This window comes from Bhargavaea massiliensis (genome assembly GCF_018390575.1).
In the GTDB taxonomy this organism is placed as follows: Bacteria; Bacillota; Bacilli; order Bacillales_A; family Planococcaceae; genus Bhargavaea; species Bhargavaea massiliensis.
Map to the genome: position 1 here is coordinate 22,595 of NZ_JAHBCJ010000006.1, position 21,297 is coordinate 43,891.

Sequence of the window (21,297 nt, forward strand, 5' to 3'; positions counted from 1 at the left end):
CGATGAACTACTCTTTTGCGAAACAAACGATAAGCCCTCCTCTAGTGGGACAGGAACTGCACTGTCTTCTCGAGGAGGGCTTTTTTTCATGTGCCTATTCGTTTCTCTAAAATCAGCGTTCATACCAGTCGCGGCGGCCGATTCTCCGATTCTTTTTTCCGCTGGAATGCCCAGACTCCTGCAATGAAGAGAATTCCAACAATGTTGGTGATCATGCTTGGATCAATCAAGCATAACCCTCCAACGATCAGTGTCATTCTCTCCAGTAAATTGGAGTGGCTGACAAAATATCCGATCAGCCCGCTGCTCACTCCTGCCATGCCGATGAGTGCCGTCAGGATCGCAATGGAGATGCCGACGAAGGTTGCGTCAACACCGACCAAGATCGGGTTATATACAAAAATAAACGGAATGATAAATGCCGCTATGGCAAGCTTTACAGCTGTCACGCCTGTCTTGAACGGATTGGCCCTCGCAATTCCGGCTCCTGCATAGGCAGCGAGACAAACAGGCGGTGTGATATCCGCCACAATACCAAAATAAAAGACAAACATATGGGCCGCGATCGGAGCTACTCCAAAATCATTGATCAGCGCGGGAGCGGCAATCGTTGCGGTGACCACATAATTGGCGGTCGTTGGAAGACCCATTCCGAGAACTATGCAGGCGATCATCGTGAAAATCAGTGCCAGGATCAAATATCCGTTTGCCAGCGCGATGATACCCGCCGCGAATTTGGATCCGAGCCCGGTCATGCTGACCACGCCGGCGATGATGCCTGCTGTTGCCACAGCAGCAATGACGGGAAGGGCCACGCGGGCACCTTCCTCAAGCACCCGGATCGTACTCCGGAGGGACATCCGGGTGTCCTTTCTGAGCAGGCTCACCAAAAACGCAGAAAGGATGCCATACAGCGCCGCACGCTGTGGTGTAAAGCCAATGAGTATCGTGCCGATGATCACCAAAAGGGGCAGGAGCATGTAGCCGTCTTTTATCATAAGCCGTTTAAGAATCGGCAACTGTTCTTTCGGCATGCCGCTTATCCCAAGCCGCTTCGCTTCAAAATGGGTGCCTATGAATATCCCCGAAAAATAAAGGATGGCCGGAATAACCGCAGCGGCCATGATATCCGTATACGGGACTCCAAGATATTCCATCATGATAAAAGCGGCGGCTCCCATCAGCGGTGGCATGATTTGCCCGCCGGTCGAGGCGGACGCTTCCGTGGCAGCTGCAAATTCTGGCTTGAAACCCGATTTCTTCATCATGGGAATTGTAAAAGAGCCGGAAGCGACCGTATTACCGACAGAACTTCCTGATATCATCCCTTGAAGCGCACTTGCCGTAACTGCCGCTTTTGCAGTACCTCCTGTAAACCTTCCTGTTAAAGAGTAGGCGACATCATTAAAAAATTGTCCGATCTTCGTATGGACGAGCATGACTCCGAAGAACAGAAACAGAAAAATGAATTTTGCGGAGATCTGTATCGGGGTTCCGAATACCCCGCTCTCCCTGTACCACAAATTTGTAGTAGTCCGTTCGAAAGAGAATCCCGCATGGGAGAGGATCTGGGTAGGGACGTATTTGCCAAATACCGCATAAACAATCATCACAGATGCGACGATGACAATAGGCAGCCCGACGGTACGCCTCGTCGCCTCCAATACGAGAAGGATACCGGCTACTGATAGAATCATATCGGGTGTACTGTAACCGGAGATCCTGCTCTGCAGAATCGAATCAAAAAAGAAGATCTTGTGGTAAGTGACATACATAGCGGTAAAGGCCAGTAAAACATCGTACCACGGAACCCCATTTTGCTTTTTCTGAAGGCCGGCCTTAGCGGGAAAAAGCAGAAAGATGATTCCCAATGCAGTACCCAAATGGACCGCACCTTGTTTCTGGGACGGCAATATTCCGAAATAGGCTGTATAGAGATGGAAAACAGTCAGTGCAACCCCCAAAAAAGTGACAATCCACGCCCATATTCCGAGATTGGTCCTAACATGGCTTTCCCGATCATACTTTTCGAGCACTTCACGGGCGTCCACTTGTTGCCCTTTGATTCCCATCCCTTCTTCCTCCTTTCAAGAAAGAAGACAAAGAGGGCAATCAGCCTCCCCTTTGTCTTCCCCTTTACTTAGTTCAGATCTTCAAGACCGGAGATTCCGCTTGCTTCCCTAGTGACAATCTGGACGACTTCGGGATAAATGTGCCCGATAAACGCTGCATTTGGAACACTATTGCCTTCGAAATCCTGTTCTCCGTTTACCGCGAACAGTGCAGTCTCATGGACGGTCATACCGAGATCCATATTGCCCTCTCGGATGGTCGCCATGTTCTCAATGGATGCACCTGTCTCCGTATTGGTTATATTGATGCCGTCGATAGTCCGGTTCCAGATGGTGGCCATTTCTCCCCCGAGCGGATAGTACGTTCCGCCTTGGCTTCCTGTGCCTAGGACCAATTCTTTCTTGGTCCCGTCAACCTTTACTTCTGCAACCGGATTTTCAACGGTCAGCCCTTGTTCTTCATAATAGCGCTTGGCGCCCGGGTGGATGGGCAAACCTTCCGATCCTTTGAGGGCATTTTCAAGAGTCATTTCCTTTGCTTGGGCATGAGTGTTTTCGTTTGCCTTCTCGATCATGGTCTTGGTGAGCTGATACCCGGTCTCTTCATCAATCGTATCTGTATTGGCCATCAGAATGGCGTATGCCGTCACGGTCTGGATGTCTTCTTTCTGGAAGTCATATGTGCCTGCAGGAATCGTCATCGCCTTGTATTGGGTGTTTTCTTCAATGTGGGCGACTGCTTCGTCAGATAGGCTGATCAGTTTCACATCACCTGTTGCCGATTGCAGGTTTTCGATGCTTGCGGCAGGCAGGCCGAGAATCCCGATCGAGATGTCGATGTTGCCATCTTGCACGCCATCAGCCGCATCCCCGAAACCTTCCTGGAATTCTTTATAATCGCCCTCCTCCAGCCCGTATGCTTCAAAAATCACCTTGGAAAGGCCATTTGTCGCACTTGCAGGCGGACCGATCGCTATATTCGCTCCGCTTTCACTTGCGCTGCCGCCTTCGCTCCCGCACGCAGAAAGAACCAGCATCGTTAAAGACACTACGGTAAGCCACCAAAACTTCTTTTTCAATGGTCATCCCCCTTTTGTGATGATTTTGCATCGCGCAGGTGTCTGCTCAAAGAAGTTCTTCTGCTTCAATTATATGGACAATTTGAAACACTTGCAATAATTTTCTGAAAACAACAGAATTACATATAATAAAAATGGAACGGTGAGGTAAAGTAACCTCTCCGTCCCATTTTAATATTTACCAAATCTGCGGCTTGACGACCATAAAATAAAGCATCAGCATCAGCAGCAAAATATACGTCCAAAGCTTTCTGTTCAGTTCGCCCAAAAGCCGACCGCGGTCAGCCTCCCTCTTCCTGATTTTCCGGATAACAGGTTTGAATGCACTTGCAAGGAAAACGACAGATGCCAGCATGACCAGAATCGTCATGGCCACCCAGGAGGTCATCCAACTGTATCCGGATGAAACAATCAGCAGCGCGCCGGACAGGACAAGCAGGTGTCCTGCGTGCTTGACGATTCGGACCGCCGACTGGAATACTGCCAATTGGACTTCCAATGCGGCCTCATCGGCCGACTTCATCCGCCCGATCAGCGGGATGAGGACGAAGAACGGACCGATGGAAAGTGTTGCGCTAAACACATGCACATACAAGATCAGTTGATAGTAAACGTTCATTCCCCTTTACCGCCCGCACCTGTCTGTTGGCTCGCGGACGCCCCTTTCCCTGCAGTCATCCTGCAGAGTTGCAGATTCCTCTTTTCCATGCTGTCCTCTCCCGGATGTCAGATAAAGAAACCGGCTTTCTTCGCTTCAAACTCCAGCTCTTCCCTGAACTTCGGATGGGCGATGGAGATGAGCCTTCGTGCCCTTTCAGAAAATGGCTGACCATACAGGTCGGCAACCCCGTATTCAGTAACGATGGAACCGACAGAGTTTTTGGAGGTCGTCACGACAGAACCCGGTGTGAGGGCGACCTTTATTCGCGATATCGTATCATTTTTTGCCGTGGAATGGAGGCAGATGTAGCCTTTGCCGTATTTGGAGAAACGGACGCCGTTTGCAAAGTCCGCCTGGCCACCGCTCAGCGAGTAGTACTTTCCGGCGACTGTTTCAGAAGCTGCCTGGCCATACAGATCGATTTCCGTGGAGGCGTTGATCGAGACCATATGATCCTCAAGAGCGATTCTCGCCGGATTGTTGACGATATGGACCGGCTGGAATTCGACCCCCGGATTATTATGGAGGAAATCGTACAATTTCTGATCGCCCAGCGCAAACGTGCAGATGATTTTTCCGCGGTTTGTCACTTTCCTTGTACCATCAATTGCACCGGAGTTATACAGGTCAACGACACTGCTTGTCAGCATCTCTGTATGGATGCCGAGATGGCGACGATCTTTGAGCATCGACATGACAGCATTCGGAATTGCGCCGATACCGACCTGGATGGTATCCCCGTCCTTGATCCGCTCCGCAACTTTTTCCGCAATGGCAATGTCCTTCTCGCTTATCGGAGGGGCTTCCGCCTGAACGAGCGGTTCGTCATGCCGGATAAAGCCTTTAATCTGGCTGATGTGGATCTGGTTCTGGCCGAATGTCCTCGGCATATGCTCGTTTACCTCAAGGACAAACGGAACATTACCGATAAACTCCGCCACATAGTCCGCGTTCGTACCGAGTGAAAAGTATCCGTGCTCGTCCATCGGAGAGGCCTTTGCCATGACCAGTGATAGTTTGGTAGTCCGCCTCAACAGATACGGAACATCGGAAAAGTTGTTCGGAACGAGTTCGATGGTGCCGTTGTGGTAAGCCTTCCGGGTCGCACCGCTGAGAAAATAAGACACATGGTTCAGCTTTCCGTCAAATTCGCCTTTAATATAGCGACGTTCACGAAGCACATGCATCTGATGGATCCTGACGCCTTCGAAATGATCCGCATGCGCTTCCAGAATATCCAGAAGGCGGAACGGTTCCCCGTTGGCAATCGGGACAACCAGGTCATCTCCCGGCTTGATCATCGAAAGGAATTCCTGTTCCGTCATTTCCTTGGTCATAGGTTTGTGCCACTCCAATCCGTTTATCTGTTTTGTCTACCTGATCGTACCACAGTAAAGCTGTATCAATGAATAGAGGCGGACTGTTGTCACTGAACTGTCGAAGAAGAGGAAGCCGCCCGGCTATCGTCCGTCAGGCATTCAGTATTTCCGAGAAACCTTGGGCGGAAACATTTCCTCCCGATAGCACAGCGACCGTTTTCTTTCCTGTGATGCCCGACTTACCCGTAAGGAGTCCGGCGACCGCTACCGCTCCCGATGGTTCCACTACCTGTTTGGCAGCCTGGAACAGGAGTCTGCACGCTTCCGCAATCTCTTCGTCCGAAACCGTGATGAGCTGATCGAGATGCTGCTGCAAAATCGGAAATGTCAGTTCCCCGGGAATTGAAGTCCTGAGGCCGTCCGCTATTGTCCGGGTCGGGCCGATTGGGACTCTAATGCCTGCTTCAAGAGACTGCTTCGTATCGTCCGCCAATTCCGGTTCCACCCCGATCACGATGATTTCCGGATTCAGCTGTTTGATTGCACAGACGATCCCGGCTGCCAGTCCCCCTCCGCCTACCGGTACGAAAACCGCTTCGCAGCCGGGGATTTGGGAGACGATCTCCATCCCTGCTGTCCCCTGCCCCGCAATGATGTCCGGATCATCATATGGGGGAACAAACAAGCCGCCGGTCTCTTCTGCAATCCTGATTGCTTCCGGAATCCGTTCAGCCGAGGTAAGGCCATATCTGACCACCCTGCCCCCGTATGCTTCGATCGCCGAGATTTTAACAGGCGAGGCATCTTCCGGCACCACGATGGTCGCCTGCACGCCCGACTTCCCTGCTATATAGGCGACCGCCTGCCCATGGTTTCCCGAAGACGCGGCCACCACGTGACGGACACCTCCACGGACCACCTTCAGAATCTTGTTTGAAGCTCCGCGGATCTTAAATGATCCGGTCTTCTGCAGATGTTCCCCCTTCAGGAACACCTCGTTTCCTGTTTGCGCATTTAGCATCGATGAAGTCAGCACCGGTGTCCTGTGGACCATATCACTGATTTCCTCCGCAGCTTCCCGGATTTTGTCGAGCCCGATCATTTTCATCCCCCCGTTTTCTTCCTATTTATAGTTTACGTTCCCTGAACATGCCGGGGCAACCATGACACTTGTCATACGCAACTGTTTACACCTATGCCTGTTTTCAGAATCTGCTTCCGGGTACGATAAATACATCATCAATACCATCGGGAGGAAAACTATGAGCCGAGAAAAAACGATCCAACTCCGTAAAAGCGTCAAGCCATTTGAGACCACCGACAAAAAGGCGAGTGTGATCCAGATACTGAATACCATCCCGCCCTTCTTCCTTTTGTGGGTGCTGGCCTATATGAGCCTGTCGGTCTCCGTCTGGCTTACCGTCGGACTTTCGGTCATCGCAGCCGGTTTCCTCGTCAGGACATTTATCATCTTCCACGATTGCACGCACGGTTCGTTCTTCAAGAACAAAAAGGCAAATGACACACTCGGAACGATCACAGGTATTATGACACTCTTCCCCTATGAAAAATGGAAGCGCGAGCACTCGATCCACCATGCGACAAGCGGCAATCTGGACAAGCGCGGAACGGGTGACATCTGGGTCATGACTGTCGAAGAGTACCGGGCGGCAACTCCGCTCCAGAAATTTGGTTACCGGCTCTACCGGAACCCGATCGTTATGTTCGGATTCGGTCCGCTTTATCTGTTCCTTGTATCCGGACGCTTTAACCGCAAAGATGCGAAGCCGAAAGAACGCCGGAACACCTGGTTCATCAATATCGCAGTCGTAGTCCTCTACACGGCAACCGCCCTGCTCGTCGGTTGGCAGGCATTTCTCCTGATCCAGGGCATCATCATGTTTGTGGGCGGTATGCTCGGAATCTGGCTGTTCTACGTCCAGCACCAATTCGAGGATTCCTACTTCGAGGATGAATCTGAGTGGGATTATGTGAAGGCTGCCGTTGACGGAAGCTCCTACTACAAGCTCCCGCTCGTGCTCCAATGGGTGACCGGTAATATCGGTTACCATCATGTCCACCACCTGGCACCGCGCGTACCGAACTACAAGCTGGAAGAAGCCCATGAGTCTGTCGAGCCATTGCAGAAAGCGACGACCATCACTCTCAAAACCAGCTTGGAGTCCCTCCGATTCAAGCTATTTGATGAAGCGAACAAGCGATTCATCACGTTCCGTGAACTGAAGACCTCCGCGCCGGCACGCACACGCGCCGCACTGGGCGAAGCCATGAGCCGGCCAAAGCCTGATGCGAGGAAATCCTGATGAACAGCCGCCCGGATCAATCCGGTGCGGCTGTCCGCATTTCCGGAGTCTGGTATAATGCAGAAAACAGACTGATGGGACTGAGGGCATCCGTGCAGAAATGGTATCAATTGTATCCCAAAAACCGCTGGTTCAATATTTACGCATGGGTTTTCTTTTTGATTATGCCCTTCTTCTTCATCTTCAGGACCATGTCAGCAAGAGAGATCGGCATCGGAATCATTCTGTTCGCGCTCTTCCTGGTAGCCTACAAATTTTCTTTCACCCAGAACACAGGAGTCCGCTACACCTGTCTGATCTTCGAAATACTGATCAGCTTCACGCTGACCGTGGCATTCGGCTACATCTACTTTTTCCTGTTCCTGGCCCTGTTTATCGGGGAAACCAGGCGGCGGACACCGTTTTTCCTGTTTTACTCGTTTAATATCGCAGCATCCGTCGCGGCGCTTGTTCTGGTCATCTTCACCGAACCCGAGATATTCAGGACACAGTATCCGTTCCTGATCATGTCGGTCATCGGCGTCATCCTGATCCCTTTCCATAAATACAACCGGCATCGCCAGGAAGTTCTTGAAGAGAAACTTGAAGATGCCAACCGCCTGATCGGCGAACTTCTTGTTCACGAAGAGCGTCAGCGCATCGCAAGGGATCTTCATGACACACTCGGGCAAAAGCTTTCACTGATCGGGATGAAAAGTGATCTCGCGTCAAAGCTTGCCGGGAGGGACATAGAACGTGCCGAAAAGGAAATGCTCGATGTCCGGCAGACTGCAAGGACCGCGCTGAAGGAAGTGCGTGACCTGGTCTCCGGCATGCGGGGCACCACACTCGAAATCGAAATGGCCAGAGCCGTGCAAACACTCGGCGCTGCTGAAATTGACGTCACCATCGACAATGACCCAAATGAGTTCAAGCCCGGGCCGCTGATCGATGATGTTCTCGGAATGTGCCTGATGGAAGCGGTCACGAATATTGTCCGGCATAGCAAGGCTTCATCCTGTACGATCCGGCTTTCAGAGACCAATGCGGGCATTCAATTGGAAGTATGCGATGACGGCATCGGAATCAGCGGAGGGCCTTCACGGGGAAATGGACTGAGGGGAATGAGAGAACGACTGGACTTTGTCAACGGAACCCTTCATGTGGAAGGTAACGGGCCTGCCGGCGGGACACGCCTGCTCATCGAAGTCCCGGATGTGATCCAGGAAGGGAGAAAGGAAGGGATCGGATGATCAGGATAGTGATTGCGGAAGATCAGCGTCTCCTTCTTGGCGCGCTTGCTTCTCTTCTTGACCTTGAAGAGGATATGAACGTTGTCGGACAGGCCGCTGACGGCGCGGAGGCAGTCCGGCTCGTGAGGGCACACAACCCCGATATATGCATCATGGACATTGAAATGCCGGTCATGACCGGACTGGATGCCGCAGATGAGCTAAAAGACCATCCATGCAAAATCATCATCCTGACGACATTCGCCAGGGCCGGTTACTTTGAGCGGGCCCGCCATGCACATGTCGACGGGTACCTCCTGAAGGATAGCCCGAGTGAAGATCTCGCCGATTCGATCCGATCGATCGTAGGCGGCCGCAAAATCTACGCACCTGAACTGGTCGATATGGCATTCAGCAACCCGAACCCCCTGACAGCGAGGGAAACCGAAGTGATGGAACTGATCGCTAAAGGCAAAGAAACCAAGGAGATTGCAGAGGAACTGTTCCTGACTACAGGAACCGTTCGAAATTACATTTCCACCATCCTCGACAAACTGAATGTCGGCAATCGGATTGAAGCCGTTGCCCGGTTCCATGAAAACGGATGGTTCCGGGGAAAGTAATCAACATTTAACTGACTACGCAAAAAGACAGCCGGATTCACCGCATCCGGCTGTCTTTTTTGCTTTCCGGCATATGGGTTTGCCGACAATCATCCGTGGTAAACGACTGATAGACAGGAGGAGTGTATAGATGTTTTTTGGCGGTTGGGAAGACATCGGCAGAATTCTTTCCACGGGAGTCATTTCATATGTATTGCTGATTGTGTGCCTGAGAATTTCGGGCAAACGGTCCTTATCCAAGATGAATATGTTTGACTTTGTTGTGACGATTGCACTCGGCTCCGTACTAGCGACGACTCTGCTGGATAAAAAGACGTCCCTTGCAAGCGGGATTTCCGCTCTGGGTCTTCTTCTGCTTCTGCAGTTCCTTGTTTCTTGGATGACAGTCAGATGGAAAACAGCAAGGAATCTGATAAAGGGCTCTCCTGAGGCCCTGTATGCGCATGGCGCCTTCCGGGAAGAAGCCATGCGGAAGACCCGGGTTCACCGGACTGAGATCTTGCAAAGCGTCCGCGAACAGGGAATCGCCTCACTTGAACAAGTCGAAGCAGTCATTCTTGAGACGAATGGAGACCTATCTGTAGTCAAAAAAGGCCGTCAGGAGGACATGGCAGAGGCGCTGACTGATGTGAACGGCATTCAAAAGACGCCGGCCCGATAGGGCTTGGCGTCTTTTGTTTTCCGCTTAATTATTCCGCAATGCGTATGGCCACCTTGCCGAATTGCGTGCTATTCTCCAGTTTATCCATCGCTTCCCGGATGTCATCCAGTGGATAAACCGAATCGACAACCGGATGGATGTCCTTGTTCTCCATCAATTTCAGCAGGTCACGCAGTTCTTCCCGGTTCCCCATTGTCGAGCCGAGGAGATCATACTGTCCGTAGAAGAAAGAGCGCAGGTCGAAACGGATGTGATCATCCGTCGTGGCGCCGAATGTAACGATCCGTCCGCCTTTTTTCAGTACCTCCAGCGCCCGGTTGAACGTCGCTTCACCCACACTATCAATGATGAGATCGATAGATTCATCCTTCAGTTCCGCTTTCCAGTCCGCATTCGTGTCGATGGCGAGGTCCGCGCCGATTTCAGCCGCCCGGCTGCGCTTGTCCGCGCTTCTGGAGGAAACGATGACCCTGGCCCCGAGCGCCTTGGCAAACTGGATCAGATAAGTTGCCACGCCGCTTCCCGCCCCCGGGATAAACACTGTCTGGCCTGCCTCAATCTGTCCCCGGGTGACCAGAGCCCGGTATCCCGTCATGGCAGCAAGCGACAGGACGCCGGCCTCTTCCCATGACAGTCCGGCGGGCTTCGGCTCCAGCTGGTCTGCCGGGAGCACGATCTTTTCGGCCATCGTCCCGTTGTCCGGCATGCCAAGGATTTCGAAACCGGCAGGAGGGGCAGCCGATTGCTCCATCCAGCCGAGGGCCGGGTTGATGATGACTTCGTCGCCGTTCTTGAAACGGCTTACTCCTTCCCCGACCCCGCTGACGACACCCGCTCCGTCAGAGCCTATGACGACCGCTTCCTTGTCGGGTCCGAGGCGTCCCGGTATATAGAGGTCACGGCGGTTCAGCCCGGACACTTTCAGTGAGACGACCGCCTCACCCGGACCGGCGACCGGATCCTCCATCTCCTTCATTTTCCATTTTCCCATTTCATAAACGAATGCCTTCAATTTGTCCACCTGCCTTAAAATGTTGGCTGAATGCCTCCAAATCTTCCATCGAGGCGATGTCCCTCGGGAAAAGAGGCACAGAGATCAATTCCTGCTCCTTGAATGTTTTGTTGATCAGTTCCAGATACCCGCGTTCATGCAACCTGCGCTCTCGGAGAAATTCCCCGTCCGCCTCTTCCGGCAGCACCTTATTGACGATCAGGGTCCGGACGTGGAGATGATGGCGGCCGAGAAGCGCTACCGCTTTTTCCGTCTCCAAAATGGGCAGCCGCTCCGGATTCAGGACGAAGATGAAGCCGGTCTTATCGGGATCGAGGAGAATCTCCCTCACGCGGGTAAAGCGGTCCTGCCGTTCCCTCAGGACATCATAGATGGGATCTTCCACTGGATCTCCGTCATTCAGCAGAGCCGAATAGTTTTCGTTGGTCTTCCTCCTTCTATCAAGCAGGCCGCGGATCCAGACCCCCATCAGCTCGGGCAACGTAAGCAGACGGATCGTATGGCCCGTCGGAGCGGTATCGAAAATGATTCGGTCGAACCGGTCCCGCTCCTCGAGGAGGATGGTCACCAGCCTGTCAAACAGCGCCGCTTCATCCGCACCGGGGGAAGCCTTTGCGGTGTCCAGTTGCCGGCTGACTTCGTCTGCCATCGCGGAGTGGACAACCCCCTTCAGATTGTCCTTCACGGTTCCGATGTAGGCCTCGGTCTCCCTGTCCGGATCGATTTCCAGCGCGGACAGGCGCTCAGCCACTTCTGTGACCTCCCCGTCCAATTCCCTCCCGAAAATGTCCCCCGTATTATGTGCCGGGTCAGTGGAAACCAGCAAGGTCCTATGCCCGTCTGCAGCTGACCTGAGGGCAATGGCCGCAGCAGAAGTGGATTTTCCGACTCCGCCCTTTCCCCCGACAAAGATCACTTCTTTGCTCAAAACATCCATTCTGATCCTCCCCTCAGCAGCATCGGATCCCGGTTAACGGAGATTTCTCCATCCCCATCCGGAGGTGCCAATCATGAAACTTCTCAATCATGTACGGGTACAGCTCCAGTGTATAGTAATAGACCGGATTTGGGATGCCGATCATCTCGGAATACAGGAGAAGCAGGAACAAATCATCTTCATCCCGGAGTTCCGCTGCAATTTCCCGCTTGTGTGGCAGGCTGATCACTTCCTCGTAATACCGGATCAGTTTCTTTAATTTCTCCGTCAGCTCGATCGGATCCACCTCCCATTAAAGAAAGGGGCCGCTTGGGACGGCCCCAGTTCCACCCTTCAGTCTTCCACCGGCAAGTTTTGATCAATGCCCCTCGTCAGGACATTAAACGCAGTCAAGATGATCCAGACCGCAAATACGAAGATGATGGCTCCGAACACGAACAGCAGCATATTCGAGTTGGTTCCCCACATCGACCATTCGAAGAACACCTGCTGGAACATGGCGATGAGCGTCATGAACAGGAGGAAGATCATCGGAATCAGTGCAACCATGTAATTTCTGCCCAGCTTTTTCAGCCAGACTGCAATCAGCATGAGGCTGATGCCTGCAAGCAGCTGGTTTGCCGTGCCGAACAGAGGCCAAAGCAGATATCCGCCGGACCCGAATCCGTTCGGTCCTTTCGGGATCAGGACGAGTGCGGCACTGGACAGGACGGCCACTGATGTCGCCACATGAGCTTTGGCCAGCACGGGCATCTTGTACTCCATGCCGATTTCGGCGATGATATAGCGCATGAGCCGGACGGAAGAATCGAGTGTTGTCGCCGCAAAGCTGATAATGATAATGGAAACGATCGTCGTCGCCACACTGGCCGGGATGCCGAGCCCTCCCGCAAGGCCCGAAGCGCCTTCAACAAAGTTTCCGAGTCCGCCGGCATTGGCTGTGCCAAAACTGCTGTAGGCTTCCGTAAATGCCGCTGCACTCGGGAATAAAGTCACTACAGCCAAGATGGAGATCAGCGCAAGGACACCTTCGCCGACCGCTCCGAGATAGCCGACAAATCGGGCATCGGTCTCCTTATCGAGCTGCTTGGATGATGTACCGGACGACACGAGGCCGTGGAATCCGGAAATGGCCCCGCAAGCGATGGTAATGAACAGGAGCGGGAACCAGGAAACATCATTCGCGGCATGGACGGCCGGGGCGGTGATTTTCGGATTCGTGAAAATGAGGCCGAGGTACAAAATGCCGAGACCGACTACGAGCTGATGGGAGTTAATAAAGTCACGCGGCTGGAGAAGTTTCCAGACCGGAAGGGTCGAGGCGATATACACATAGATCATGAGGATCACGATCCAGATGAAGAAGGCAGACGACACCGCACCGAGACCGAACAGCCCTGCCCCTTCCTCGCCGCCCATCATGGAGACGAGGTCGACCTGCAGCCAGCTTACCTGGCTGGCGACAATTGCCGCAATATACATAATTGCAAGGGCTATAAGGGACGGGACGAGCATTTTCTTTTGGCGTTTATAGACGGCGTATCCGATCCAGACTGCCAGCGGAATCTGGATAAATACCGGCAGCACACTTGCCGGGTATTTAATGAACAGATTGGAGATGACCCAGGCAAATACCGCGTTGACCATCAGCACCAGAATGAGGATGATGAACAAAAACAGCATCTTGGCCCGTTGCCCAATCAGCCGGTCCGCAATCGTCCCGACGGACTGCCCCTTGTTTCGGACCGACAGCGCCAGTGTCCCGAAATCATGGACACCTGCCGCAAACACCGTGCCGAGAACGACCCACAGGAAAGCCGGCAGCCATCCCCAGTAAACGGCAATCGCCGGCCCGAGAATCGGGGCTGCTCCGGCAACGGATGTAAAGTGATGCCCCCACAGGACAAATTTGTTTGTCGGGACAAAGTCGACGCCGTCTTTGTACTTGTGGGACGGAGTGACATAATTCGGATCAAGACGGAAAATGCGTTCCGCAACAAACTTTGAATAATAGCGATAACCCAGCGCGAAGACAACCATCCCAATCAAGGCAACCAGAATTGCATTCATAACGATTGACCCCCTTTTTTGATATTTATATGGAACCCGCTGACGGCAACTTGCCGCAGAGGCGGAAACCCCGAGTTCTCTTTGCGCATTCATTATATGTATATGTGACTATTATAATTGAAATTTCCGTTAATTCAAATCTATCGAATTAATTTAGTTATTTTCCGGTATAAAAAAATGACGGAGACAAAAGCCCCATCATTTCCTTCGGTTGTTCTGATTTGCCGGATCCACCGGGGATGCCCCACGTCCATGACACGGCCCCCACGGCCCGCCTCCTATAACTCGCCAACTGCCAGGCTATACGCCTCATGCCATTTTTCCCAGTCAGCATGTCGATTTTCCGGTTGTCTTCCGTCCAACAGGGTACCGATCACATCCAGGCAGACATGCCAACCGGCCAAATCTTTTACTGTCTGTTCCGTCAGTTTCCTGACTGTTTCCTTGAAAGCGAGGACAGTGCTGCCTTTGTCCGCGACCAGATCGAACCGGACCACATCACCGAACCAATCAAACTCTACGGTCTCTCCAGGCTCAAATCTGAAGATTTCAAGCTTTTCTCTTCCGTGCTCCCCCATGTCAAACAAATAATGTCCGCCTTCGCCCGCTTCACCCATCCGAAGCTCATCAAACCAGCCGGAAAGCCGGTCATTATCGGTCAGATAAGCCCACACCTCTGCTTTTTCATGAGGGTATCTGACTTCGCGGTAAGCCGTCAGCCCTTCTCCGTTTCTGTTCAATTCAGCAATATCAGCCATTCGTCTCCCCCTCAGAAAAAAATTAATCCGCCCTGCCATCATTTCGGCAGGACGGTTCAGAATTCCTTCTCACAGGAAAAAAGGCTCAGACCCATACACGCCCCGGTGCGAGATTGGCTTCGAGGACGATGGGACAGTGATCGCTTCCCATGATGTCGCAATGGATATCCGCGTGTGTCAAAAGCGGCGCCAGCCGCTCCGAGACGAGAAAATAATCGATACGCCAGCCGATGTTGCGTTCGCGGACTTTATTCATATAAGACCACCACGAATAAACACCCGTCCGGTCAGGATAGAAATGCCGGAATGTATCGATGAAGCCTGAATCAAGCAAGTCGGTCATCTTTCTGCGTTCCTCGAAGGTGAAGCCGGAATTGCCGACATTCGTCTTCGAATTTTTCAGGTCTATCTCCCGGTGGGCGACATTCAGGTCGCCGCACAGAATCACGGGCTTTTCCTCGTCCAGCTGTTTCACATGTTCCAGAAAACGGTCTTCCCACTCAAGACGGAACGGCAGACGCGCCAAATCCCGCTGCGAGTTGGGGGTGTAGACGGTGATCAGGTAAAAAGCCGGAAACTCGAGGGTGAGGATCCTGCCCTCGTCCTGGACATTTTCCTCGCCAAGTCCGTAACGGACCGACAGCGGCTTATACTTCGTGAACACCGCAGTGCCGGAGTAACCCTTTTTAACCGCGTAGTTCCAGTACTGTTGGTAGCCATCCATATCGAGATGGATCTGGCCCTCCTGCAGCTTCGTCTCCTGCACACAGAAGATGTCCGCATCCACTTCATTGAAATAATCAAGAAACCCTTTTTTCACGCAGGCTCTAAGGCCATTTACATTCCACGAAACAAACTTCATCTTGTTGCTCCTTCCATGCAAAAACCCGCCTTCCTTGGAAGGCGGGTATGGCGGTTATTCCATCATTCGTCGCCGAGGTCGACATTGTGGTAGACCTGCTGAACGTCTTCCAGATCATCAAGTGCGTCGATCATTTTTTCGAACTGGGCCAGGTCCTCTTCACTAAGAGAAACTTCCGTTTGCGGAAGCATGCTGAGCTCGGCCACCTGGAATTCGTTGATGCCATTTTCCTTGAAGGCCTCTTGCACTGCGTGGAAATCCTCAGGTTCGGCGTATACGATCACGCTGCCCTCATCCTCGAACACGTCGCGGACTTCGATGTCTTCTTCCATCATCATCTCGAGGGTCTCTTCCTCTCCCTTGCCTTCAATGACAAAAACAGCCGTTGAGTCGAACATGTAGGAAACCGAACCTGCGACCCCCATATTGCCGCCATTCTTGCCGAATGCCGCCCGTACTTCCGAGACCGTCCGGTTGACGTTGTTCGATAGCGCATCCACAATCACCATCGAGCCGCCGGGACCGAAGCCTTCATAACGGAATTCGTCGTAGTTTTCATCAGAGCCGCCTTTTGCCTTTTCGATGGCCCGGTCAACGATATGCTTCGGAACGTTATACGTCTTCGCGCGCTCCAGCACGATTTTTAGTGCCTGGTTGGATTCGGGATCCGGTTCGCCGCGCCGCGCAGCGACGTAGATCTCACGCCCGAACTTTGCGTTCACACGGCTGGTGCTTTGGTCTTTTGCAGCTTTCTTTTCTTTGATGTTGTTCCATTTACGGCCCATGAAATCCACTCTCTTTCGGATTTAAGCTTCTCTGCAATAATATAGTATACCATTTTCTCCTAACAATATGAATACCGGAGCGTCACTCCCCTACCGGAAAGTGCCGTTATGATATGATTGGATGAAAAGACTTGGCAAAGAAAGGCCGGGATGACATGTCTTCAATCAAATTGACTACACTGACCAAAAAAGGCGGATGCGGATGCAAAATCGGACCTGCAGACCTCGCGGGTGTGCTACGGGAACTTCCCGCAGCCGTACCGGATCCGAATCTGCTTGTCGGTCTCGACACAAGCGATGACGCGGGTGTCTATAAGCTGACAGATGACCTCGCTCTCGTCCAGACGACCGACTTTTTCACGCCGATTGTCGATGATCCCTATGACTTCGGACAGATTGCCGCAACCAATGCCATCAGTGACATTTATGCCATGGGCGGAACACCTGTCACGGCTCTGAACATTGTCGCGTTCCCAATCGGCAACCTCGACAAGAAAATCCTTGCCGATATCCTGCGGGGAGCGGCGGATAAAATGAAGGAAGCCGGCGTCACGCTTGTCGGCGGCCATTCAATCGATGATCAGGAACCGAAGTATGGGCTTGCCGTCACAGGCACGATCCACCCGTCCAAAGTGCGTACTAATGCTGGCGCGAAACCCGGGGACAAACTGATTTTGACAAAGCCGATCGGTGTCGGAATCTATACGACTGCCCTGAAACGTGACCTCCTCTCGGAAGAAGACGTCCGGGAAGTGACGGACGTGATGACAACGCTCAACAAAACCGCGGCAGAAACGATGAACGATTACGACGTCCATGCCACCACCGATGTGACCGGTTTCGGGCTCCTTGGACATGCGACAGAAATGGCACAAGGAAGCGGGAACGGACTGATCATCCGCTCGCAGGATGTCCCAGTCCTCCCCCGCACGCGAGAACTCGCCGCACAGGGCGCCGTTCCGGGAGGGACAAAGAACAACCACGCCCATGTGGCGGACGGTATCACTTACCCGGATACAATGGATGAAACTTCGCAATGGATTTTGTGTGACGCGGTCACTTCTGGCGGTTTGCTCGCCTCCGTGGACGGCAGCCAGGCAGACGAACTGCTGGCTGCGCTCCGGAAAAATGGAGTGGACGCCCATATCATCGGTGAAGTAACTGAAGAACACGCAGGAAAAATCCGGGTTTTGTAAGCCACCAAAGGAAAGAGATGAATCATGAAGCGAGAACTTACACTCGACGAATTATTTAAACTGCGGCAGAACGGCAATCACGCCCTCGTGGACGTGCGCTCTCCGAAGGAATACGCCGAGGGCACGATGCCCGGCGCCATCAACATCCCGATTTTCGACAATGAAGAGCGGGCGGAAGTCGGCACGATTTACAAGCAAGAGGGCCAGCAAGCCGCTATGAAGCGTGGACTGGAGATTTTCTCCGCCAAACTGCCGGAATTCGTTGATGAATTCCGCGGCCTTGGCCGGCCGTTTACCGTTTTCTGCTGGCGCGGCGGAATGCGGAGCAAAACCGCCGCGACGATGACAGACCTGATGGGCCTGCGTGCCAGCAGGCTCATCGGCGGCATCCGTACTTATCGCCAGTGGGTAGTTTCCGAGCTTGAGCAGGCGAAATTCTGCCCGCCTCTCATTGTATTAAACGGATACACGGGCGGAGGCAAAACAGCAATCCTCCACCGTCTGGAAAAAGACGGCTTCCCCGTCATGGACCTGGAGGGAATGGCCGGACATCGCGGTTCCATTTTCGGGGCAATCGGCATGGAGCCGAGCAACCAAAAGAAATTTGAAGCCCTCCTGGTCGGTGCCATGAAGAAATATGAAGACGCGCCCTATGTCATCATCGAGGGGGAAAGCAGGAGAATCGGGAAAGTTGTTCTTCCCGAGTTTTTCGACCGCAAAAAGCATGAGGGACTGCATCTGTTCCTCCGCCTGCCGATTGAAGAACGCGTGCAGAATATCCTGAACGATTATGATACCGAAGCCTATCCCGAAAAATTCATTGAAGCCTTCTCCAAAATCGAGCGCAGAATCCATACGCCCATTGCCAAGGAGATCCGGAATCACCTTGACGAAAACCGTTTCCGGGAAGCATTCCTTCTTCTTCTGGAGTATTATTATGACCCGCGCTACGAACATTCCGCAGGCCTGGATGAAAACGATGAGCGTCAGATTTTCATCGATGCGGACAATATGGATGACGCCTACCGGAAAGTCCGGCAGCAGATCCAACGTATTGGCAGACAGGTCTCGGCAGGAGAAGCCGCCGCGGAGCAGGACACGAATTAAGAAACTGATAAAAAGCAGACGGGAAAACCATCTTCCCGCCTGCTTTTTCTTGTCCGGCCTCCGGAAGTTGCCGGGATCTTTACCGGTTTCGTCATACGCCTCTCAAATTTCATCTTTCAGCTCCGTGATTTCGTCATTCAGGCACTCGGCTTTTATAAATGCAAACTGACGGTTCGAATGATGAAGTTAAACTTGCCGCGTATTCCCCTCTAATAGTTATCGGTTTAATCCGGAGCAGAACTGCTATACATTATTATTATTCTAATTTAGGTTTCAGGAGCGATGCCTTGTGAGAACATATGAACCGGCCATCCACTTTAAAGATGTCCGATATTCAATTGATGGAAATCCGATTATCGGTCCCATTACCGGATCCTTTCCCGCAGGACAAATTACAACGCTGGTCGGCCCCTCAGGAGCGGGAAAAACAACTGTCCTCAAATTATGCAATGGCCTCCTCACCCCGGACTCAGGAGGAGAGATCCTTGTGGAAGACCGGCCCATCGGATCCATGGAACCGACAGCGCTCCGGAGAAAAGTCGGAATGGCGCTCCAGGATGCCCCTATGGTCAACGGGTCCGTCTATGACAATCTGTCCCTGCCGCTCCGGCTTCAGAAAAAGGAGCTTCCCGAAACAGATGCCGTTTCCTGGCTTGAGGACGTTGGCCTGCCGGCAGATTATCTCCACAAAAAAGCAACCGAGCTGTCAGGCGGGCAGCGGCAAAAAGTATCAATTGCCCGGACACTGGTCAATCACTCCGATATTTTGCTGATGGATGAAATCACCTCTGCACTCGACCGTGGATCACGACGCGAGATCGAGTCACTCATCACACGTATCAACGAGAAATACGGAACGACGATCATCTGGATCACTCATAATCTTGAGCAGGCCACTTCCATCGGTGATTACACCTGGGTGCTGATCGCCGGGGAATTGGTCGAGACCGGAGAAAGCGGGATCCTTGAAGACCCCGTCGATGAACGGGTACGACAATTCGTAAGGGGGGAACTGAAATGAGCCCGGTTGCCCTGTCGCTGACGCTTATTTTCGTCCTGATCCCCTTGCTGCTTTCCCGGACTCTGAATCTCGGGCTGGAAAAAGATACACTCACCGCAACAGTCCGGTCAATCATACAGCTGTTCGCGGTCGGCTATATCTTGAAGTTCGTCTTTGACTCTGACAGCTATATCTACATGCTGCTGATGATCGCTCTTATGATTTTTGCCGCGGTCCACAATGCATCGAAAAAGGGCAAAGCCATTCCGGGGATTTTGTGGAAGATTACCGTGACGATCATTGCGGTTGAAGGGCTAACACAAGGGATTCTGCTAGGTTTCGGAATCGTGCCGGCAACCGCACAGTATATCATTCCGATCAGCGGCATGGTCGTGGGGAATTCAATGGTCCTCTCCATCCTATTCCTGAACCGTTTCACCTCTGAGATGGAGACGCACCGGAACCGGACGGAACTGATTCTCTCCCTGGGCGGCACACCGAAGCAGGCCGTTCATACGCAGCTGACGGATGCCATCAAGGCGAGTACGATACCCACGATCGAAAGCCAGAAAACGATGGGGCTCGTCCAGTTGCCCGGTATGATGAGCGGCCAGATCATTGCCGGTGCCGATCCGGTACAGGCAGTCCAGTTTCAGCTTTTGATTCTGTTTCTTCTTCTGACAACCGCTGTTGTTTCAAGCATTCTTCTCGGCTTCCTTTCCTACCCGTCCCTGTTTAATGAACGGATGCAGATGATCAGGCAGATAAACAATTGATCTCTTGCCCACACCCGTTCAAGAAGTCTCACGTACTTAAAGGAAGCATTTTCTTGCTGCCGGGCGGAAACTTTTCCCTATAGGATCATGCTCCGGTGTGAAGTGCCAACGCTTAGGGAAGATACTATAGCAGTCCTGCCAGAGACAGAGGAGGAGATTGTGTGTACAAGCGAATACTTCTGGCGGTTGACGGCTCAGACCATTCAATCCGGGCCGCCGAACATGCCGCCATACTTGCGAAGGCGATGAATGGCGCCGTAGAAATTGCCTATGTGGCCGACTTCTCAAAATCGAAAGAGGCCGTTTTGCATGCAAGAGGCCGTTCTGAACTGGAGATTCAAAGAAGACAGCGTCTCCTCCCAGCTGAAGAGACACTGAAAACGAGCCAAGTCCCGTACGAAGTAAATATCCTTCACGGGGAACCGGGCCCGGCGATCGTTTCCCATGCAAACGCCCATTCTTTCGATCTGCTCGTCATTGGGAGCCGTGGGCTGAACCCGCTTCAGGAAATGGTCCTCGGAAGTGTCAGCCATAAAGTCATGAAACGTTCAGACTGCCCGGTGATGATCATAAAATGAACCATTCTCTCCGAAAATGAAAACGGGAGCTGCAGAACGAATCTGCAGCTCCCGTTTTTTTGCCGTATCTGATCAGCGCCAGTTTTTCATGATCCCAAGACCGATGATGCCGATAAATGCAACAATCGATACGATGATCAGAATCGGAAGTAAAGTATCTCCCATGTAATTCAAGGCAGTTCCTCCTTAACACCAATTCAATAACTTCATCCGGGCGTAACCCCTCATTTTACATTGTACCCCATACCCGGATTTTGTGACAGATA

At 52.4% G+C, this 21,297-nt stretch carries 21 protein-coding genes; 9 read left to right on the forward strand and 12 right to left on the reverse strand.

Annotated features, from left to right (window positions below; genetic code table 11):
• Window positions 1–119: 119 nt before the first annotated feature.
• From KHA84_RS10070 to KHA84_RS10090, 5 genes are all read right to left on the reverse strand, one after another.
• Window positions 120–2,072: a TRAP transporter permease gene (locus KHA84_RS10070; RefSeq protein WP_213423403.1), complete on the reverse strand. Its 1,953-nt coding sequence runs from the start codon at window positions 2,070–2,072 to the stop codon at window positions 120–122.
• Between the two features lie 68 nt (window positions 2,073–2,140).
• On the reverse strand, window positions 2,141–3,151 hold the full coding sequence (locus KHA84_RS10075; protein ID WP_236823242.1) for a TAXI family TRAP transporter solute-binding subunit: 1,011 nt from the start codon (window positions 3,149–3,151) through the stop codon (window positions 2,141–2,143).
• Window positions 3,152–3,329: 178 nt separating this feature from the next.
• A complete protein-coding gene (locus KHA84_RS10080; protein ID WP_213423404.1) occupies window positions 3,330–3,770 on the reverse strand; it encodes a hypothetical protein in 441 nt (146 codons plus the stop codon).
• Between the two features lie 107 nt (window positions 3,771–3,877).
• Entirely contained in the window at window positions 3,878–5,149 is a 1,272-nt protein-coding gene (locus KHA84_RS10085; protein ID WP_213423405.1) for an acetyl-CoA hydrolase/transferase family protein, read from the reverse strand.
• Window positions 5,150–5,282: 133 nt separating this feature from the next.
• Window positions 5,283–6,239: a threonine ammonia-lyase gene (locus KHA84_RS10090; protein ID WP_336511135.1), complete on the reverse strand. Its 957-nt coding sequence runs from the start codon at window positions 6,237–6,239 to the stop codon at window positions 5,283–5,285.
• Window positions 6,240–6,393: 154 nt separating this feature from the next.
• Here KHA84_RS10090 and desA point away from each other — a divergent pair, with 154 nt between their 5' ends.
• The 4 genes from desA to KHA84_RS10110 all read left to right on the forward strand — a co-directional run bounded on the left by desA (window position 6,394) and on the right by KHA84_RS10110 (window position 9,950).
• A complete protein-coding gene (desA, locus tag KHA84_RS10095) occupies window positions 6,394–7,455 on the forward strand; it encodes a Delta(5) desaturase DesA (protein ID WP_213423406.1) in 1,062 nt (353 codons plus the stop codon).
• On the forward strand, window positions 7,455–8,687 hold the full coding sequence (locus tag KHA84_RS10100; protein ID WP_236823243.1) for a sensor histidine kinase: 1,233 nt from the start codon (window positions 7,455–7,457) through the stop codon (window positions 8,685–8,687). The genes desA and KHA84_RS10100 overlap by 1 nt, the downstream gene beginning before the upstream one ends.
• Window positions 8,684–9,289 carry a response regulator transcription factor gene (locus tag KHA84_RS10105; RefSeq protein WP_213423407.1) on the forward strand — a complete coding sequence of 202 codons (606 nt, stop codon included), beginning with the start codon at window positions 8,684–8,686 and terminating at the stop codon, window positions 9,287–9,289. Before KHA84_RS10100 ends, KHA84_RS10105 begins: the two co-directional genes overlap by 4 nt.
• Window positions 9,290–9,419: 130 nt before the next feature.
• Window positions 9,420–9,950, forward strand: a complete 531-nt coding sequence (locus KHA84_RS10110) for a DUF421 domain-containing protein (protein ID WP_213423408.1) — start codon at window positions 9,420–9,422, stop codon at window positions 9,948–9,950.
• Window positions 9,951–9,978: 28 nt separating this feature from the next.
• Here the strand turns inward: KHA84_RS10110 and KHA84_RS10115 are convergent, their stop codons facing one another.
• The 7 genes from KHA84_RS10115 to KHA84_RS10145 form a co-directional block, all read right to left on the reverse strand.
• Window positions 9,979–10,962 (reverse strand): zinc-binding dehydrogenase, encoded by a 984-nt coding sequence (locus KHA84_RS10115; protein ID WP_213423409.1) that lies wholly within the window; start codon window positions 10,960–10,962, stop codon window positions 9,979–9,981.
• Window positions 10,943–11,899, reverse strand: coding sequence for an ArsA family ATPase (locus KHA84_RS10120; RefSeq protein ID WP_213423410.1), 957 nt, complete (start codon window positions 11,897–11,899; stop codon window positions 10,943–10,945). Before KHA84_RS10120 ends, KHA84_RS10115 begins: the two co-directional genes overlap by 20 nt.
• 13 nt (window positions 11,900–11,912) lie before the next feature.
• A complete protein-coding gene (locus KHA84_RS10125) occupies window positions 11,913–12,170 on the reverse strand; it encodes a cory-CC-star protein (protein ID WP_213423603.1) in 258 nt (85 codons plus the stop codon).
• Window positions 12,171–12,232: 62 nt separating this feature from the next.
• Window positions 12,233–13,969, reverse strand: coding sequence for a carbon starvation CstA family protein (locus KHA84_RS10130; RefSeq protein WP_213423411.1), 1,737 nt, complete (start codon window positions 13,967–13,969; stop codon window positions 12,233–12,235).
• A gap of 278 nt (window positions 13,970–14,247) precedes the next feature.
• Window positions 14,248–14,727, reverse strand: coding sequence for an SRPBCC domain-containing protein (locus KHA84_RS10135; protein WP_213423412.1), 480 nt, complete (start codon window positions 14,725–14,727; stop codon window positions 14,248–14,250).
• 85 nt (window positions 14,728–14,812) lie between these two features.
• Window positions 14,813–15,589: an exodeoxyribonuclease III gene (locus KHA84_RS10140; RefSeq protein ID WP_213423413.1), complete on the reverse strand. Its 777-nt coding sequence runs from the start codon at window positions 15,587–15,589 to the stop codon at window positions 14,813–14,815.
• 62 nt (window positions 15,590–15,651) lie between these two features.
• Complete coding sequence (locus KHA84_RS10145; protein ID WP_213423414.1) at window positions 15,652–16,374, reverse strand: YebC/PmpR family DNA-binding transcriptional regulator; 723 nt, start codon at window positions 16,372–16,374, stop codon at window positions 15,652–15,654.
• 155 nt (window positions 16,375–16,529) lie between these two features.
• Here KHA84_RS10145 and selD point away from each other — a divergent pair, with 155 nt between their 5' ends.
• From selD to KHA84_RS10170, 5 genes are all read left to right on the forward strand, one after another.
• Window positions 16,530–17,570 carry a selenide, water dikinase SelD gene (gene selD / locus KHA84_RS10150; protein ID WP_213423604.1) on the forward strand — a complete coding sequence of 347 codons (1,041 nt, stop codon included), beginning with the start codon at window positions 16,530–16,532 and terminating at the stop codon, window positions 17,568–17,570.
• 24 nt (window positions 17,571–17,594) lie between these two features.
• Window positions 17,595–18,677: a tRNA 2-selenouridine(34) synthase MnmH gene (gene mnmH / locus KHA84_RS10155; RefSeq protein ID WP_213423415.1), complete on the forward strand. Its 1,083-nt coding sequence runs from the start codon at window positions 17,595–17,597 to the stop codon at window positions 18,675–18,677.
• A 289-nt stretch (window positions 18,678–18,966) separates the two neighbouring features.
• Window positions 18,967–19,698 carry an ABC transporter ATP-binding protein gene (locus KHA84_RS10160; protein WP_213423416.1) on the forward strand — a complete coding sequence of 244 codons (732 nt, stop codon included), beginning with the start codon at window positions 18,967–18,969 and terminating at the stop codon, window positions 19,696–19,698.
• Window positions 19,695–20,453 (forward strand): ABC transporter permease, encoded by a 759-nt coding sequence (locus KHA84_RS10165; protein WP_213423417.1) that lies wholly within the window; start codon window positions 19,695–19,697, stop codon window positions 20,451–20,453. The genes KHA84_RS10160 and KHA84_RS10165 overlap by 4 nt, the downstream gene beginning before the upstream one ends.
• Before the next feature lie 161 nt (window positions 20,454–20,614).
• On the forward strand, window positions 20,615–21,031 hold the full coding sequence (locus KHA84_RS10170) for a universal stress protein (protein ID WP_213423418.1): 417 nt from the start codon (window positions 20,615–20,617) through the stop codon (window positions 21,029–21,031).
• The last annotated feature ends 266 nt before the right edge of the window (window positions 21,032–21,297 follow it).